Here is a 17,971-nt window from a genome sequence, read left to right on the forward strand (position 1 = left end):
TACCACAAAAGTTATTTTTTTGATGAATAAACTGCTTACATGCTAAGTAAAATAGGCGTCTGGACCTCCTTTTTCAATCCGTGCTTGTTCATAAAATTCTGCAACTGACACATTCACATAAACAATGACCCACAAAAGACCGATGAACAAAGCGATTGCTCCTAGCAAATACCAGCCGATAAAAGACAGCTGCAACAAAATATACGTACCAATTCTATCTTTCAATAAAAACCAGCCATATTTCAAACATTGAATAACCGACAAATCAGGATAGTCGAACTTTGTCCATGCAGCAAATTGGAATAAACCGCCAACAATACTCATGATGAGTGCTGAAACAAAAATCATCCCTATCATCGATAAAACAAAGCTGATATCAAGAAAATCTTCTGGCATGACACCCGTAGGTACCGCATTTGAACTGAAAAGCAGCTGCATATAAGTACTCACTCCGCTGATTAAAAACATGGGCAGAAAGATTAAACTGTTGAGTAGCCAGTTGATGACTGAATTGATCAAATTGATGCCAAGTATCGAACCAAAATACTTTCTTTGGAAAACTGAAAATAAAAGGTTACTTTTTGGTCTGCCACCCCGTACAACTACTAGCGCAATGTAAAACAATGCATAGTTGAATGCGAATAAAAGTAAATTATCGACTAGAAAACTCAATAAGTGCTGCTGCATGCTTTCTTCCGGAAAAGGACTGAAACCGTCAAAAAAGTTCTGGATGACGCTCGTAAATATTATAGATAAGAAAACAAGCCAAGTATTGATTCCCCATTGATTTTCCAAAGAAACTCGTGCTTTTTTCCGATATTCAGAAATAGGTATTCTATTATTCATTATTCATAACTCCGAATTTTTTCAACTGTTTCACTATCAAGCCGTTTCACTAATTCTGTGACTAGTTTCACTGTATTCAAATAATCATCTTCATGAATCACTGATGTATGGGAATGCAGATAACGAACAGGAACGGTAATGGCTACAGACGGAACACCATCTCTTGTCAAATGCATTTGTCCTGCATCAGTTCCTCCGCCAGAAATCACTGTATATTGGAATGGAATATCCATTTCCTCTGCTACATCAATAACAAAATTCAATATTTTTTTATGCGGGATCATAGATGCATCAAAAATCAAAATCTGTGGGCCTTTTCCTAAAATCGAATCTGCTTCTTTTGGTGTCATTCCTGGAGTGTCTCCTGCTGTACCAGTATCTAAAGCAAAAGCAATATCGGGATTTACAAGGTGTGTACTTGTTCGAGCACCTCGCAAGCCTACTTCTTCTTGCACATCGCTTCCTGCGAATAAAACATTTGGGTGTGCTTCTTTAGATAGATTCTCTAATACTCGCAGAGAAACAGCTGTCCCGATACGATTATCCCATGCTTTTGCCAGTAAATATTTACTGCCATTCATTCGTTTGTATTCAATATATGGAGTGACCATATCTCCAGGACGTATGCCCCACTCTTTGGCTTCTTCTTGGCTTGATGCGCCAATATCAATGAACATATCCTTTATTTCATAAGGTTTATTTCTTACTTGAGGTGTTAAAACATGTGGTGGTTTGGAACCAATCACACCGTGGACGATTTTCCCTTCACGTGTTTTGATTTCAACTTGCTGAGCAAGCATGACTTGCCCCCACCAACCTCCAAGAGTTTGGAATTCCAAGAATCCTTTTTCGGTTATTTTTGTTACCATAAAACCAACTTCGTCCATATGTCCAGAAATAAAGACCTTGGGGCCTCCGCCAGCACCATGTTTGGCAATCACACTGCCTAAACCGTCATAAAAAATATCATCAGCGAATGGTTTGGCATATTCTCTGAATACTTCTCTTACCTCTTCTTCATTTCCAGGTACTCCTTTTGCAGAAGTTAAATCAATAAGTAGCTGTTCTTCTTTTGTATCCAAATGTTTTCCCCCATTTCTATATTCATATTGTGATTATACCATTGCTTATGATTTTTGTTCAGGCAAACTTGGTATTTTTATCTTTTATTCAGAATATTCAAAAATAAAGAAAACAAGCGAGCAACACTCGCCTGTTTTCTTTATTTTAATTGTAGTTTATCTGGTATTTGATGTTGCCAAGATTTGCTAAAAAAAGCATCGTCAAGATGATACTTACTAGCAGTAATATGATTTTCTTCTAAAAACGGTCTGATCTGTTGATCTGCAGCCAACCAGCCTTTCCAGCCTAGATGGATCGTGTCTTCCATAAAATAGTTGGTACCCGCTTGATTGACAAAATCAGCTATTCGATTGAATCCTTGGCTATTTAATTGAAATTTGATCTTTTTGGCAAATCCTTGTAACATTTCTTGAGATAGTCCGGTATAATCGCTCCATTTCTCGTTAACCGGTGGGATGATGAACAATACTTCGTTATGGTTTTTTGCTAATTGATCCAAGACCAGCTGAAAATCAGAAAATTCTGGCGAAAAACGATAATCCCAATTTTTTTGTGACTGTTTGAGCTCTGGCTCGTGGGCTCGGATACGATGCGTATAAAAATCGTTTTTCAACCCGAATGGATTATTCGTCGTTTCTCGTTCTCCAATTTGATTTGCTAAAATGGATAATTCTGTTTCTTGGTATTGTTTTGGTAATCGTTTTGACTCATGATCGATTTTTTGCTGTCGATCTTTCAACCCAATATTGCTGAATACTTCATCCTCTCTCTTCAGCATGTTCCATTGGCTGCGCAGCTGATTCAAAGATTCAGGTAAAGGTAGCTTCCCTTTTTTGATCGTTTGCAGAATCGCCGTCAACGTATCATTCTCTTTTACTTTTGAGAAAGTTAATAATCTTCTAGCTAAATAGCGATCAGCAGGCGTTACTTTCTTCATTGAAAACAACCAGTCGTATGTTTGAAGTTCAGAATAATACGTATTAAAGTAATCAGTTTTTACACCATTTTTAACGAACCACTGAGGAGAAATAATAAAGACGACTTTCTTGTTTTTCATAGCATCTCCTGCAGAACGCATCATCATATATTGGCTTAACGATTGTGTCCCGGGTGCTCCCAGCAAAAATGGACGATAGTTTCGCTGGTATTTTTCTGCCAGAACAGACGGATGAAATGGACTGATTCTGCTTAATTCACTTGAGCCAAAAAAAGGAATATATTGTTTTTCAGATAATGCATAATTTTTTATCGCATCTCCTTTCAACACGTTCACTGACATGGAAGAAGAGGCACGTCTAATCGTTTCTGGATTAGAGATATCTACTTGATAGGAGGAGGTAAAAAACACAAACAGTAAGCCAACAGCTAAAACAACCGGGCCGAAAATAGCAAAAAGTTTCTTTTTCATACTCAACCCTTCAATGCAGTTGCTTGTTGAATGATTTTATTCGGTGTGCTCCAATCCTCTCGCTCGAATTCAGATACAGGGACTTGGATATCCAGCTCTCCGTCTAGCTCGACTAATAATTGAACAGATGCTAAAGAATCAAGCAACCCTTCATCAAATAGATCAATATCACGATTTTTTCTTACTTCATCTGTTCCTGTTATTTCTTCTAAGATTGATAAAATTTGTTCTTCCATTTTCCTTTTCTCCTTTGTTATATAAATTAATATGTCACTATTCGTTAGCTAAAAAAAAGTTTATCTAAAAATCCTGAAAAAATCAGGAAGCTAAAACATACTGCTTGAAATGTCAAAAATACGGCTAAGCCATGCGTAAATTTGTTAGAAGGCAACTGCTCTTTATGCTTCTTCTTAAATCGGATCCATGCATCTGTCAGACAGATCAGACAAGCATGATACAGTCCATATACGATGTAGTACCACGTCAATCCATGCCATATACCCATTAGAAGAAACAAAGCAAAATAACCGATATTTGACATTACGATCTTGCTTTTAAAAAATTTTTTCTTCATCATGAAGAACATCAATCGCATATATACATAATCACGGAACCAAAAGGACAGCGTCATATGCCAACGATTCCAGAATTCTTTGATATTCCATGATAAAAAAGGTTTATTGAAATTGATTGGTGTCTGATATCCCATCATGTAGCTTGTACCGACTGCAAATAAGCTATAGCCAGCAAAATCAAAAAACAAATACATACTGTACACGTACATATAACCTACTAATGCCCATGAAATACCACCATGCTGTAAGGCAATGCGTCCCACTACAGGAAGCAGTACTTGACCAAAATAATAACCGATAATGAATTTATATAAAAAACCGACAAAAATATTTTGGACGCCTTTTCCCAAAAGATCAACATATTTATCACGAACAGGCGGATGGAGCTGATCTTTTTCAAATCTCCTATAGCGATCGATTGGTCCAGAAGAGATTGTTGGAAAGAACAGCAGAAACTGGATATAACGAAATGGCTTATATGTTTTGATCATGCCATCTCTTATTTCCATGATCATTTGTACAGATTTAAAGGTTAAATAAGAGATTCCTAAAAAACCAAGTAACGATGCTTTTCCATGTTCAAAAAAAGGAGTCACTTTCGTTAAAAACAGTGGAATTATCGCTAAAATAACGGCGGCAAAAAACCATCCTGTCTGATTTTTCCTTTGCCGATAAACAAAATAGCCCCATACAAGTATCGTCTGCCACAAAACATACCCAATCAGCGCCGCTCCCTGTTGCCAATAATTACCTCCAAAGCTGACAAATAAAAAGAAAAGTGTCACTGCTGATTGATAAACTGGTAATCTTTTTTCCCATATCAATAAAGATAGAACGATCGGTACAAGCGCAATGGCTAAAAGAAAAAAATAAAACGGCTCTGCATAAGGGATCATATGAGGTAACATCATTCAGGATTCACCTCAGCTGTTAATTTTTTTCGATCGATTTTTCCATTAACTGTCTGAGGCAGCAGATCGACATAATGGAACTTCTGAGGAATCATATAATCCATCACAACTTCTAGTAATTGTTCTTTGATAGATTTAGTCAACTGAAAATCCGGCTGTTTCGTTTTGTCTTCTAATACGACAAAAGCAACCAGCTGCTGTACTTTTGTTCCTTGGTATTTTGGTACGACGACAGCTTGTTTGATTCGGTTGTCTTGGAGCAGATAATGTTCGATATCCCCGAGTTCAATCCGGTATCCATGTAATTTGACCTGCTGATCCATACGTCCTTCATAAAATAAAAGCCCATCTTCATCTAGTCTACCTGCATCCCCTGTATGGTAACTTGCTAAGTCATTTTGACAAAAGAACGCAGCAGCTGTCTTTTCGGGATTGTTCAGGTAACCTTTTGATACGCTTGGTCCTGCAATAATGATTTCACCCGTTTCTCCTTTTGAAACAGGTTTGCCTTCTTGGACAATAGAAACTTTCGTGTCTTTTTTTACGTAGCCAATCGGTAGTCGGTCATAACTATCTAGTACATGCTGGTCAATCTGAATACTTGAAATAGCTACAGTTGCTTCTGTTGGACCGTAAGTATTATATATCCGTGCATTTGGGAATCGATCAAGTAGACTTTCTGCAGTTTTTTTCGTCAATTCTTCTCCGCAAAATAAAAACATGTCCAATTCCGGCACATTTTCTCCATTGAATGTAGGTTCCATCAAGCAAATATCCATAAATGATGGAGTAGAAACCCATACATTCAACTTCAAGGCTGGCAATGTCGCGAATAATTGACGAAAGTCTTGAACAACTGCTTTATTTAACGGCTTCAGCATTCCGCCAGAAACTAATGCAGGATAAATAGAAAATACCGATAAATCAAAAGAAAATGGCGCTTGGGCTAAGAAATGCATACCAGGCTTGATCCCAAAGTCTTCCATCGTCCATTGAACAAAGCTGACTAGATTATCATGACTGATTTGTACGCCTTTTGGTTCTCCAGTAGTACCAGAAGTAAAAATAATATAAAAATTTTCTGTACCTTTTACGCTATTTCTGGGATAAAATCCTACTGGTATCTTCTTGATTTCTTGAAATTCTTTTTTTGTTATGACAGGAACCGAAGGAATATCTTCTATCCAGTCCCCGATACTGATGACCATAGATGGTTTAGCCACCCGAAAGATCGACAGGATACGCTCCTTGGGTGTATGCTCTTCAATCGGCAAATAGGCATGGCCAGATTTGACAACCCCTAGAAATGAGACAATCATTTCAAACTCCAAATTGCCAAAAACGACAATTGGTCCATCACCTTCTACCTTTTTTTCTAAATAATAAGCAAGTGCGTCTGATGCTTGTTTCAATTCACCAAAAGTATGCGTCTCATCCGCCTGATAAGCAACTCGATCAGGTTCATTTATTCCCCAATCATCGATTGCTTCAATAATCGTTTTGATTTCCATACTCTTCCTCCTAAAATTCGTTATAGATAAAAGTTCCTCCTTGAATATTTTTATAGTGATACAGATAAATCAGGAACAGCAGTACTGCACTATAAAAAATTGTTCGAATGATGAATTTTCCCCAATAATTCAATTTTGGATTAGAGCGCCATTTGTTCATTGGATTCCCTCCTCATATAACCTCACACAAAGTGTAACTAATTTTGACAAAAAGAAACATGTGTCTAGCTTACAGAAACCGTTTTTTTACTAACAGTTTTGTCACATAGCTTTTATAAAAATAGCACATCAAATCACTGCTTTTTTCTTTATAATTTCTCGTACTTTTAAAAAATATAAAAAATAAAGAGGTTGTGACAAAAATCGTGTCACAACCTCTTATTCCAAATAAATGGTATTCAAAATTTAGTTCTATTTATTATCTTGTCTTATTCCGTATATCATTCCTCGATAATCCGACAATATAACTGACTCGTAATGACATAAAGCAAAAGATAGATAAGGATCAATAAGCCACTCACAAGATAAGCCAACCAGTAATCGGCAGTTTTTATATACTGAGTGAAGACATTGATTGCAAATACTGCGTGAGTGATCCCTAATATCATGGGTGGAAAGAAGGTAAGTGCGTTTTGCTCGAAGATCATCCGTCTGATCCTTCTTTGTGGAATCCCCAGCTTAGTCAATAGGTGATAGTTTTCTTTTTCTTCCTCTGCTTCTGATAATTGCCGGACTGTCAAAATACTACCAGTAGCAATAATCACGATCATCCCGACAAATAGTGTGACAAAAATATTGATACCGATTCGCCGATTGACTGCACGCAATTTCGAATAGCTAGAAGAGAAATTCAAACGAGAGCTTTCTTGGCTAAATTGTGCTTCCTTCATTTGGTCATCCGGAAGTTTCTTTGTGCTAATTTCTCCTTGTAGACTTCCATTTACGATATCATAAGAATAATAAACAGCATTGAGCCACTTTATCGACAGGTCATTGCTCAGTCGTTCATCTATTTTTTCATTATTTCCACCTGATACATCTACATTGACTACTTGATAATCCACACCTTTTGCTTTTTCAAAAACGGTATCATCTACAATCAGTACAGGACTTAGATATACCATTGTTTCGTCACCTAATACACTTGGAAGCATTTGTTGAATCTTCAATTCTTGATTATCTGGCAGTCCAATACTAGATCCATATAATGAAATATTCCGAAAAAGAGTTTGCATTTGATCAAGCAAAACAGTATGACCAGGTGATTTCAAAGAAATGTTCGGCAAATCTGGATTAACTTTTCTGAAGGCTTGATATTGTGTTTCCGTGATCAGATTAGCAGTTTGAAACATAGGTTCTTCGAGATTTTGACTATAGATACTCCCAATGACTTTATAATGCAAGGTGATTTCTTTAGTTATCTTCTGCCCTTCCTCTGCTAGAATCGGCTTGATTTTTTTCTCTGTCTCAACATCAAACTGATAGTCCATCGGGGAGGAAACTTTCTCCTGGTAGGATAAAATAGTAGAGATACTAGCCGTGCCGCCAATTGTCATTAAAGAAATTCCGAGAATGACTGTAATCAGAGAATTTGTACGCCAACTTTTGAGCAAATGAACTTGCGTGTTACCCATTATCAAAAAATTGATACCATAGTAATAAATCTTCCATTTACTCAATATGATCAAAAATAACCGAAATGTATAACAGAAAAACAAATAAGTACCGACCACACAAACGAAAAAAATTAAAAAAGGAAAAAAGAAAACTAATGTATCAAGATAATGATAACTGATCATCCATGAAGTGATTTCCCTAAAATGACTAGCTCCAAAATATCCGCTCGTTAAAAGCAGTAACCCGATGACTGCGAGTAATCGGTGCCTTGTCCTGAAGCGCATTGTTGAACTATCTGCTTGTTCTTTTTCTCCAAAACTTCGAATCATTGGATAGCGCCATATTTTCCATATTGAATATACAGATACTGCTAAAAGGATGATGAAAAAAGCAAATAAAGTATCTACTACTGATGGAATGGAGATAAAAAATGGACTAGTAAGATCCATATCCATCATTCGAACCAAAATCATTGAAAAGAGTTTGGAAAAAATAATACCGAGTAATATCCCAGAAATGCAGGCGAACAATCCAATTATCATGATTTCTAACACATATATACCTGATATCTGCAGTTTATTCATACCAAAAAGCTGATAGATGCCTATTTCCTTTTGCCTTCTATTCAAGAAAAATCGGTTGGCACTGAATACGAAAAAAAGCAAAACAACAGTAATGATAAATCCGCCAAAACTCAATCCACCATCTATCGAAGTATCTTGACTTGCTCTTCTGACTAAAGATTGATCGTAGGTCATTGCGCTGAAGGAATAATAGATCATTACGGATAAAGTCAAACTGAAAAAATAAACAAGATAGCCTCGTGACTGCCGAAAAAAACTTTTAACGGCTAGTTTATACAGCATTCATTTTTCCTCCTCCGCCAATCGTCGCCTGCATGTCTATTACTTTCTCAAAGAACTCTCTTCTTGTCCCTCTTCTGACAACTTCAGAAAAAATCACACCATCTTTAATAAATAAAATTCTATCGCAGTAGCTTGCTGTATATGGATCATGGGTGACTAACAGTATCGTTGCTTTTTCTTTTTGATTCATGGTCTTCAAGTAGTTCAACAATTCTGTAGCCGACTTCGAGTCCAAAGAGCCAGTTGGTTCATCTGCAAAAATCACTTGTGGCTGAACAACAAGTGCTCTAGCAGCTGCAATTCGTTGTCTCTGTCCGACAGAAAGTTCATCGGGATACCGTTTGAGCAGTTCTTCTATATTCAACAATTGAGCTACATGTCTTACTCTCTTTTCCATTTCCTCTTTAGTCATCCGTTCAACTGCTAGGGGCAATAGGATATTGTCTTTTGCATTTAGGGTATCGATCAAATTGAACTCTTGAAAAATGAATCCTAGTTTTTTTCGACGAAAGTCACTGAGCTCACTATTTTTCATTTTTGTGATTTCTTTTCCTTGGATCGAGACACTGCCCATCGTAGGCAAATTGATCGTGGACAAGATATTCATCAGCGTTGTCTTTCCTGCACCACTTGGGCCCATAATCCCAACAAACTCGCCTTCTTCTACTGTGAATGAGATATTATCTAAGGCTTTGACGGGAGAAAGTTTGCTGCCGTAGCTTTTACTTAGATGTTTCACTTCGATCATCTTTTCCAATTCTTCTCCTCCTCTTTCATTTTTCATTTCTATTTATTTGCATAGTAGCATATCTACGAATAATTTGCTCTTATGTTTTTGTCACTTTTACTTGGACTGAATAAAAAATTTTATTCAATTATTTTATTCAGCAAAATTAAATATGCAAAAAACAAATCCACCAGCTACAAGTTTTCACCTTTTTTCACAATAAAATATACACTACATATAGTATAGAAATCCAATTATACAGCACATTGAATACTATATATAGCCGATATTTAGTTGCTCCTTCCCAGATTTTGTTTTATGATAGACAAGAACAATTTAGCAGGAGTTGAAGATAATGAAAGTAAATTATGAAGAAAAAACTGTCGTTACTCAGCAGCCAGAGACATCCCAGATGAAAGTCATCAAACGCGATGGCCGCCATGTTGATTTCGATGAACAAAAGATCAATGAAGCACTGATCAAAGCAGAAAAGAAAATTCACGGCTCATTATCACCACTTACTTATGAAAAAATTCAAATGATTGCAGACTTGGTTGTCCAAGAAATCAAAAGCCGGTTTGCTGAAAATGTCAAAATTTATGAGATTCAAAACATCGTGGAACATATATTACTAGAAAAAAACGAATATGAATTAGCAGAAGAGTACATCAATTATCGTACCAAACGAGATTTTGCTCGCAGTAAAGCAACAGATATCAACTTTTCGATTGAAAAGCTAATCAACAAGGACCAAACTGTCGTGAACGAAAACGCAAATAAAGACAGTAATGTTTTCAATACACAGCGAGATCTGACAGCCGGGATCGTTGGAAAATCAATCGGACTGAAAATGTTGCCACCACATATAGCAAATGCGCATCAAAAAGGCGATATCCATTACCATGATTTGGATTATCATCCTTATACACCGATGACGAATTGCTGCTTGATTGATTTCAAAGGCATGCTGAACAATGGTTTCAAAATCGGCAATGCCGAAGTCGAATCGCCAAAATCTATCCAGACCGCCACAGCACAAATCTCACAGATTATTGCCAATGTAGCGTCAAGTCAATATGGTGGCTGTTCTGCCGACCGAACAGATGAATTGCTTGCTCCTTTTGCAGAATTGAACTATAAAAAACATCTAAAAGACGCGGAAGAATGGATCGATTCGCCAGAACGCCAAAAAGAATATGCAAAAGCAAAAACCAAAAAAGATATCTTCGATGCTATGCAAAGTTTGGAATATGAAATCAATACCTTATTTACTTCAAATGGACAAACTCCTTTCACTTCATTAGGATTTGGACTAGGAGAAAACTGGTTTGAAAGAGAAATTCAAAAAGCAATTTTACAGATTCGAATCAATGGATTAGGGAGTGAAAAGCGGACAGCTATCTTCCCTAAACTGATCTTCACTTTGAAAAAAGGTGTGAACTTAAACCCTGAAGATCCTAATTACGACATCAAACAACTAGCATTGGAATGTGCAACGAAAAGAATGTATCCTGATATTCTGAATTACGATAAAATCGTTGAATTAACTGGAAGTTTCAAAGTACCTATGGGCTGTCGTTCATTCTTGCAAGGGTGGAAAGACGAAAATGGTCAAGAAGTAAATGTCGGACGAATGAATTTAGGTGTTGTTACATTGAATTTGCCAAGAATCGCGATCGAATCAAAAGGAGATCAGAATAAATTCTGGCAGTTACTGTCTGACCGCTTAGAAATCATGAAAGATGCTCTTCTCTATCGTGTAGAACGTTGTAAAGAAGCCATTCCTGCAAATGCACCAATTTTATATATGTATGGTGCTTTCGGGAAACGTCTTTCACGTACCGATTCTGTCAATGAATTATTCAAAAACCGTCGAGCTACTGTATCGTTAGGCTACATTGGATTATATGAAGTTGCTTCAGCTTTCTTCGGTGGCGAATGGGAAACAAACCCAGAAGCAAAAGCTTTCACACTTGATATCGTCAAAGAATTAAAAGCTAATGCAGATGCATGGGGGGATGAATATGGTTATCATTTCAGTGTCTATTCAACTCCAAGTGAAAGTCTAACTGACCGTTTCTGCCGTTTGGATACAGAAAAATTCGGCATCATCGAAAATATCACAGATAAAGAATATTATACAAACAGTTTCCACTATGATGTGCGTAAAAACCCAACGCCATTTGAAAAATTGGAATTTGAGAAGGATTATCCAAAATATTGTTCAGGTGGATTCATCCACTACTGTGAATACCCTATGCTCCAACAAAATCCGAAAGCTTTAGAAGCTGTATGGGATTTTGCATATGACAAAATCGGGTATCTTGGTACGAATACGCCAATCGATCATTGCTATCAATGTGGTTTCGAAGGTGATTTCAAACCGACAGAACGAGGATTCGAATGTCCAGAATGTGGAAATCATGATCCAAAAACATGTGATGTAGTCAAACGTACTTGTGGCTATTTAGGAAATCCGCAAGCTCGTCCGATGGTACATGGCCGCCATAAAGAAATTTCCTCACGTGTGAAACACATGAAATGAGGTTGTGAAAAAGCTGTCCTGCATCAAGTAATAAGAATAGCTAAACAAAAATAGCTCCTCATATTTTTCGTTTAGTTGGGCTTATTACCGCAGATGCAAGCTTTTGAACACCGTTTAGTGGAGAGGTTGTGAAAAAGCTGTTCTGCATCAAGTAATAAGAACAGCTAAACAAAAATAGCTCCTCATATTTTTCGTTTAGTTGGGCTTATTACCGCAGATGCAAGCTTTTGAACACCGTTTAGTGGAGAGGTTGTGAAAAAGCTGTCCTGCATCAAGTAATAAGAACAGCTAAACAAAAATAGCTCCTCATATTTTTCGTTTAGTTGGGCTTATTACTGCAGATGCAAGCTTTTGAACACCGTTTATTCAGAATAAGAGGCTATGACAAGTCTTTTTTCACCACCCTCTTTCGATGGCTTTGTATCTTTGAACGCCCTCTATCAAGATAAGAACAAGCTTTCTTGAACAATGGATTTAGGTCAGTTTGTTCTTATTTATGTGGTCGAGTAGATTTTATCTTCAATAGCTATATCTTTGAACCTTAAATGAAAGAAGTTTTTTTATGAGAAATCCAAAACCAAAAGAATGGTTAGCAAAAGACTACAGCCAAAACTATATTGCTGACTACAAACCGTTTAATTTTGTCGATGGTGAAGGTGTCCGCAACAGTCTTTACGTTAGTGGCTGCTTATTTGCCTGCGAAGGCTGCTTCAACAAAGCTGCACAAAATTTCCGATATGGCAAACCATTCACACCTGAATTAGAAGAACAAATCATCGCTGACTTGCGCAACGATTACGTGCAAGGATTAACTTTACTTGGTGGCGAACCTTTTTTGAATACAGATGTTTGTCTGCAAGTCGTACGACGTATCCGAAAAGAGTTCGGTACGACAAAAGATATCTGGTCATGGACAGGCTATACCTTTGATGAATTGCTACAAGATTCAGAAGATAAATTAGAACTCCTTTCGCAAATCGATATCCTTGTTGACGGACGCTTTGAATTAAGCAAACGTGACCTAAAACTACAATTTCGCGGAAGTAGCAACCAGCGGATCATTGACGTCCAAAAATCTTTAGAATCCAATCAAGTTGTGATTTGGGAAAAATGTACGGATGCAACAGAAACCTATGAACAAATCAAAAAGCAAGACTTAATATAAAAACAGCTTTGGGAGAGAAAACGGATTTCCGGTTTCAACTCTCAAAGCTGTTTTTATATTTCTTGATTTTCCCATAATGGAAGGACGATGTTTTCATAAGTCATCGGGTCCAGATTCGTCAAAGTAATCCCTAACAATCGGATCCCTTTTTCTACTCCCAAGATTTCCTCCCATATAAGGCTTGCTTGATAAAAGAGTGCTTCTTTTTTATAGATATATTCTGGCAATGTCACTCTTTTGGTCACAGTAGAATAGTCCGTGTACCTGACCTTCAAAACTACTGTTTTCCCATGTTTTTGGACTCTTCTCAGTGCTTCTTCTACTTTTTCAGCTAGTTGGCGCAACTGAGTCAGCACTGCTTCTTCCGTTTGCAACGGCTGCCCATAAGTATGCTCTTTTCCCACAGATTTTCGCTCTCTTGTAACGTTTACTGGAGAATCATGGATTCCTCTGACTTTACGATAAAGAGAATAGCCCATTTTTCCAAAATTTCGAATCAACATCATTTCTGTGCATTCATATAGGTCTTTTCCTGTATAAATCCCTAGCTCATGCATTCTAGGTACAGTTTTCTTCCCTACCCCATGAAATTTTTCAATTGGCAAAGCTTTTAAAAATGGCACAGCGTCTTGAGGGGCAACTACCGTGATTCCTCTAGGTTTTTGATAGTCTGATGCTAATTTGGCCAAAAACTTATTGTAACTTACTCCCGCAGAACATGTTAGCTGGACACTCTCCCAAATATCTGCTTGGATCATTCGGGCGATTTTGATGGCTGACTTGCAATTGATTTTATTTTCGGTCACATCAAGATACGCTTCATCGATACTAACTGGTTCCACAATATCTGTATAACGATAGAATACTTCCCGTACTTGTTTGGAAATATCGCTGTATTTATGATGGTCGCCAGGCTTAAAGATGGCTTGCGGACAAAGCTCATACGCTTTTTGTGCACTCATTGCTGAATGAATTCCGAATTTTCTTGCTTCATAATTTGCTGTAGTCACTACTCCACGCCCACCAGTGTCACTGGGGTGTCTGGCAATTACTAATGGATGTCCGCGAAACTCAGGATGATCTCGTTCTTCAACCGAAGCGAAAAAAGCATCCATATCAATATGAATGATTTTTCTTGATGTATCATTATGTAAAGGAAATTGCAGCTCCATCATCCTCACCTCTTATTTATTATACAGGAACATTCGTTCGCGTTCAAGAGATTTGAAAAGTTAGTAGCTGATTTCCTCATTAGTCTTTCATTATAGACAACTTATACTATCTCAGTCTAATTCATGGTACTGACGGTAGACTTCTTGTTTTTTCAGCCCATTTTTCAGCGCTACTGCTTTGATAGCAGCATTTGGTTTTTCGCCTGAAGCGATCTTTGCTTCTACTTGTTCCTTTAACGTTCCCAACTCTTCATCAACTTCCGTCACTGGCGTTTCGAACAAATTCCCTTCTACAAGCAGACAACATTCACCCTTTACTGGATGTTCTTCGATATAAGCGAGTAGCTCTTCCGTACTTCCTCTAAGGTATTCTTCATGGACCTTTGTCAATTCCCGACACAAAACGACTTGGCGATTTCCAAAAATTTCTAAGAAATTCGTCAATGTAGCAGTGATCCGATAAGGTGACTCATAAAAAATCAGCGTAGCTGTCTGTTCTTTTAGCTTTTTCAATGTTTCTTTCTGTTCTTTTTTCTTACGTGGAAGGAAGCCATAAAATAAAAATGGTTGAGGCATTAGCCCTGAAGCAATCAAAGCCGTCATCCCAGCTGTAGGTCCTGGGATAGAGATCACAGAAATCCCTTCTTTTATGCAGGCTAAAACTAGCTCATGTCCAGGATCGCTGATGGAAGGCATTCCTGCGTCACTGACTTGAGCAATCGTTTTTCCTTCTTTTAACAAAGCAATCAATTGAGGGACACGTTCTTTATAATTATGTTCATGTAAACTTTTTTGGGGTGTATGGATTTCAAAATGATTCAATAACTTTTGTGTATTACGCGTATCCTCACTTGCGATAAGATCGGATTCTTGCAGCATACGAACACTTCTGTAGCTCATATCTTCTAAATTTCCAATTGGCGTCGGTACAAGATATAAATCCCCATATACCGGATTTCCCTTGAAACTTTTTTGATTATACATCTGTCACAATCTCCTTAATAAAAAGACTGGAGCAGTATTTCTCCGCTCCAGTCTCCTCTTGTTATTGGTCATCGACCGCTTTCGCGATAGATCACTTCTAGACAAAACGCACAAGGCTCGTCATTGTCCCTTCTTGATCCATATAAATCGTAGCAGACATGGAATCCTTCTTCATAAATTTTTTCAAGATTCATACGAGACTTAGAAAGTTCCTGCTTCACATTTTCAGCTGGAGCTTGTGCAACTTGGTTCAATTCCCGCAGGTGTTCCCGCAGACGTTGATTTTCCATCTCCAAAGTTGTATTTTTTTCTACGATCTCATGCAAAGCATGCTTCATTTCAACAAGTTCTGTTAATGTATTTCTCAACTCTGATTCTAATTGATTCAATCCGTCGTATAATGATCTCTTATCCATTCATCTCACCTACTTGGATAAATTCTTTCAATTCATCCCATTCATATTCGACAGGATTTTCCCGTCCAGTCAGCCGAATACTAACGATACGGCTAAGCAGATTCAACCCTACGACTTTCCCTTTACCATCAGGTGTAGCAATTACTTTTCCAAAGTCAGGGAGTTCTTTTTTCGCTGTCTCGTATTCTTCGCTCTCATATTGCAGACAGCACATCAAGCGTCCGCATAAACCGGAAATTTTTGTTGGATTCAAAGATAAACTTTGATCTTTTGCCATTTTGATTGATACAGGCACGAAATCGCCTAAAAAAGAAGAACAGCATAATGGACGCCCACATGGACCAATTCCGCCTATTATCTTTGCTTCATCGCGGACACCAATTTGTCGAAGCTCAATACGAGTACGAAATACAGCGGCCAGATCTTTTACCAATTCTCTAAAGTCAATTCGCCCGTCCGCCGTGAAAGAAAAAATCAATTTATTTCGATCAAATGTGTATTCAGCTTTGACCATTTTCATTTCCAACTCACGCAACTGCACTTTTTCTTTTGCGATTTTCAATGCATCATGAGCATCTTTTTTGTTTTTTTTGTCTTTTTCTAATTCAGCTTGTGACGCTTTATGCAAGATCGGACGGATAGCTTCAGGAAGGTCATTGGGATCAATCTCTTTTTTAGGAAGGACAACAGTAGCAATATGTAAGGATTGCTGAGATTCGACTAATACCTTGTCATTATAAACATATTCAGAGTCTCCTGGTGCAAAATAATAGATATGACCTGCATCTCTATATCGGACACCTACTACTTCTACCATTTCCATCCTCCTTGATCATCATCCTTTGCGGCAAGCTAAAAAATCGTATGCAAAACGAACTGTTCCGCAACAGCCTGAAAACTGACATTGCTGCGTATTTTCTGCTCTGCGATCAATATCCGTTCAATTATCTGGTTTATCTGTTTCACTTTGCCATATTCGCCGTTTGCTACTGCTTGACGCTGTGCTTCCTGATAATAAAACATCAAGACAGATAATCCTGTAAACTGTTGTGTTTTTTCTTTAAATGATTTTATCAATTTTTTTTGGACATAGATAAAGGCTTGAGTATCTTGCTTTTGCAAGTAAACGAACCATTGATAAATCAAGTCCTTAGCATCATTAAACCATTCATCTTGAGAGATTTCAACTGCTTTTCCTAAACTGTTTGTTAAGAAAGCCAAAAGTTTTGCTTTTTCCAATGGAATCTGCTCTTCTTGCAATCGATGGATCAGTGCTTCTTTCGAAAGTTCTTGAAAATGCAGAACTTGACAACGAGATTGAATAGTAGGGAGAATTCTTCCTACTGCATCTGTTTCTAACACCGCTAAAAAATCTCCAGGGGGCTCTTCCAAGAATTTCAACAAACTGTTTGCCGCACTGCTATTCATTTTTTCAGCTTCTTTGATCAAAAAAACTTTTTTTCTTGATTCGTAACCGCTGCGACTGAATTCCGTCTGCAAACGTCTGATCTGATCGACTTTGATGGTTTGTCCTTCCGGTTCAATAACCAAAACATCTGGATGTTCTTTCTTTTCGATCCGCTGACAATTGTTGCATTTTCCACAAGGCAGATTGTCTTTCATTTGGGTACAGAACAGGTGCTGTGCAAGCCATATACCTACTTCATGTTTTCCTGTTCCTTTCTCCCCTTCAAAAAGATAAGCATGAGCGATACGCCCATGCTCAAAACTCCGTTGAAGCTGCTGATACACGATCGGTTGCATTTGAGCCAAGTTTATTTCTTGATTCATAGCTCAGCTCCTCCTAAAATTGATGGAATCCTTCAACAGGTAAGACGAAGACTGTGGCACCGCCTACTTCTACTTCTACTGGATAAGGGACGCCCCCATCCATCGAAATATCCAGTGTAACAGGTGTAGATACAAATTGCTTTCTTGATTCACACGTTTTTTTGATGATTTCCAATGCTTCTTCTACACGGTCATCTTCAATACCCACGATAAACGTACTGTTTCCAGCCTTAAGGAAGCCGCCTGTCGATGATAGTTTTGTGGCACGGATATTTGCATCAATCAATTCATTTGATAAACGGTTGCTGTCTTTGTCTTGGATAATCGCTAAAATAATTTTCATAAACGTTCACC

At 37.7% G+C, this 17,971-nt stretch carries 17 protein-coding genes; 2 read left to right on the top strand and 15 right to left on the bottom strand.

Annotated elements, in window-relative coordinates:
- Window positions 1–42: 42 nt before the first annotated feature.
- The 9 genes from IGL15_RS10505 to IGL15_RS10545 all read right to left on the bottom strand — a co-directional run bounded on the left by IGL15_RS10505 (window position 43) and on the right by IGL15_RS10545 (window position 9,574).
- Window positions 43–846 carry a DUF975 family protein gene (locus IGL15_RS10505; RefSeq protein WP_002288098.1) on the bottom strand — a complete coding sequence of 268 codons (804 nt, stop codon included), beginning with the start codon at window positions 844–846 and terminating at the stop codon, window positions 43–45.
- Window positions 846–1,928, bottom strand: a complete 1,083-nt coding sequence (locus tag IGL15_RS10510; protein ID WP_104765212.1) for a M42 family metallopeptidase — start codon at window positions 1,926–1,928, stop codon at window positions 846–848. The genes IGL15_RS10505 and IGL15_RS10510 overlap by 1 nt, the downstream gene beginning before the upstream one ends.
- Before the next feature lie 140 nt (window positions 1,929–2,068).
- Window positions 2,069–3,337 (bottom strand): D-alanyl-lipoteichoic acid biosynthesis protein DltD, encoded by a 1,269-nt coding sequence (gene dltD / locus IGL15_RS10515; protein WP_002288094.1) that lies wholly within the window; start codon window positions 3,335–3,337, stop codon window positions 2,069–2,071.
- Window positions 3,338–3,339: 2 nt separating this feature from the next.
- Complete coding sequence (gene dltC / locus IGL15_RS10520; RefSeq protein WP_002288092.1) at window positions 3,340–3,573, bottom strand: D-alanine--poly(phosphoribitol) ligase subunit DltC; 234 nt, start codon at window positions 3,571–3,573, stop codon at window positions 3,340–3,342.
- 44 nt (window positions 3,574–3,617) lie between these two features.
- Window positions 3,618–4,823, bottom strand: a complete 1,206-nt coding sequence (gene dltB / locus IGL15_RS10525) for a D-alanyl-lipoteichoic acid biosynthesis protein DltB (RefSeq protein ID WP_002288090.1) — start codon at window positions 4,821–4,823, stop codon at window positions 3,618–3,620.
- Complete coding sequence (gene dltA / locus IGL15_RS10530) at window positions 4,820–6,334, bottom strand: D-alanine--poly(phosphoribitol) ligase subunit DltA (protein ID WP_002317605.1); 1,515 nt, start codon at window positions 6,332–6,334, stop codon at window positions 4,820–4,822. The genes dltB and dltA overlap by 4 nt, the downstream gene beginning before the upstream one ends.
- A gap of 10 nt (window positions 6,335–6,344) precedes the next feature.
- Entirely contained in the window at window positions 6,345–6,494 is a 150-nt protein-coding gene (locus IGL15_RS10535; RefSeq protein WP_002288113.1) for a teichoic acid D-Ala incorporation-associated protein DltX, read from the bottom strand.
- Window positions 6,495–6,774: 280 nt separating this feature from the next.
- On the bottom strand, window positions 6,775–8,817 hold the full coding sequence (locus IGL15_RS10540) for an ABC transporter permease (protein ID WP_104765213.1): 2,043 nt from the start codon (window positions 8,815–8,817) through the stop codon (window positions 6,775–6,777).
- Window positions 8,807–9,574 (bottom strand): ABC transporter ATP-binding protein, encoded by a 768-nt coding sequence (locus IGL15_RS10545; protein ID WP_002304285.1) that lies wholly within the window; start codon window positions 9,572–9,574, stop codon window positions 8,807–8,809. Before IGL15_RS10545 ends, IGL15_RS10540 begins: the two co-directional genes overlap by 11 nt.
- Window positions 9,575–9,899: 325 nt before the next feature.
- On the opposite strand from IGL15_RS10545, the gene nrdD reads away from it, so the two are divergent.
- Window positions 9,900–12,089, top strand: a complete 2,190-nt coding sequence (gene nrdD / locus IGL15_RS10550; protein WP_002288083.1) for an anaerobic ribonucleoside-triphosphate reductase — start codon at window positions 9,900–9,902, stop codon at window positions 12,087–12,089.
- A gap of 562 nt (window positions 12,090–12,651) precedes the next feature.
- The gene (nrdG, locus tag IGL15_RS10555; protein ID WP_002288081.1) at window positions 12,652–13,254 is read left to right on the top strand and encodes an anaerobic ribonucleoside-triphosphate reductase activating protein; all 603 of its coding nucleotides are present in this window, start codon (window positions 12,652–12,654) and stop codon (window positions 13,252–13,254) included.
- Between the two features lie 53 nt (window positions 13,255–13,307).
- Here the strand turns inward: nrdG and dinB are convergent, their stop codons facing one another.
- From dinB to IGL15_RS10585, 6 genes are all read right to left on the bottom strand, one after another.
- Window positions 13,308–14,429, bottom strand: a complete 1,122-nt coding sequence (dinB, locus tag IGL15_RS10560; protein ID WP_002294035.1) for a DNA polymerase IV — start codon at window positions 14,427–14,429, stop codon at window positions 13,308–13,310.
- Between the two features lie 108 nt (window positions 14,430–14,537).
- Entirely contained in the window at window positions 14,538–15,410 is an 873-nt protein-coding gene (gene rsmI / locus IGL15_RS10565; RefSeq protein WP_002298874.1) for a 16S rRNA (cytidine(1402)-2'-O)-methyltransferase, read from the bottom strand.
- 68 nt (window positions 15,411–15,478) lie between these two features.
- Window positions 15,479–15,826: a DNA replication initiation control protein YabA gene (locus IGL15_RS10570; protein ID WP_002288076.1), complete on the bottom strand. Its 348-nt coding sequence runs from the start codon at window positions 15,824–15,826 to the stop codon at window positions 15,479–15,481.
- Entirely contained in the window at window positions 15,819–16,643 is an 825-nt protein-coding gene (locus IGL15_RS10575; protein WP_002298875.1) for a PSP1 domain-containing protein, read from the bottom strand. The genes IGL15_RS10570 and IGL15_RS10575 overlap by 8 nt, the downstream gene beginning before the upstream one ends.
- A gap of 35 nt (window positions 16,644–16,678) precedes the next feature.
- Window positions 16,679–17,617, bottom strand: coding sequence for a DNA polymerase III subunit delta' (gene holB / locus IGL15_RS10580; RefSeq protein ID WP_104765214.1), 939 nt, complete (start codon window positions 17,615–17,617; stop codon window positions 16,679–16,681).
- Between the two features lie 13 nt (window positions 17,618–17,630).
- A complete protein-coding gene (locus tag IGL15_RS10585) occupies window positions 17,631–17,960 on the bottom strand; it encodes a cyclic-di-AMP receptor (protein ID WP_002292340.1) in 330 nt (109 codons plus the stop codon).
- Window positions 17,961–17,971: the final 11 nt, after the last annotated feature.

This window comes from Enterococcus sp. DIV0436a (genome assembly GCF_051711605.1).
GTDB classification, from domain to species: Bacteria; Bacillota; Bacilli; order Lactobacillales; family Enterococcaceae; genus Enterococcus_B; species Enterococcus_B faecium.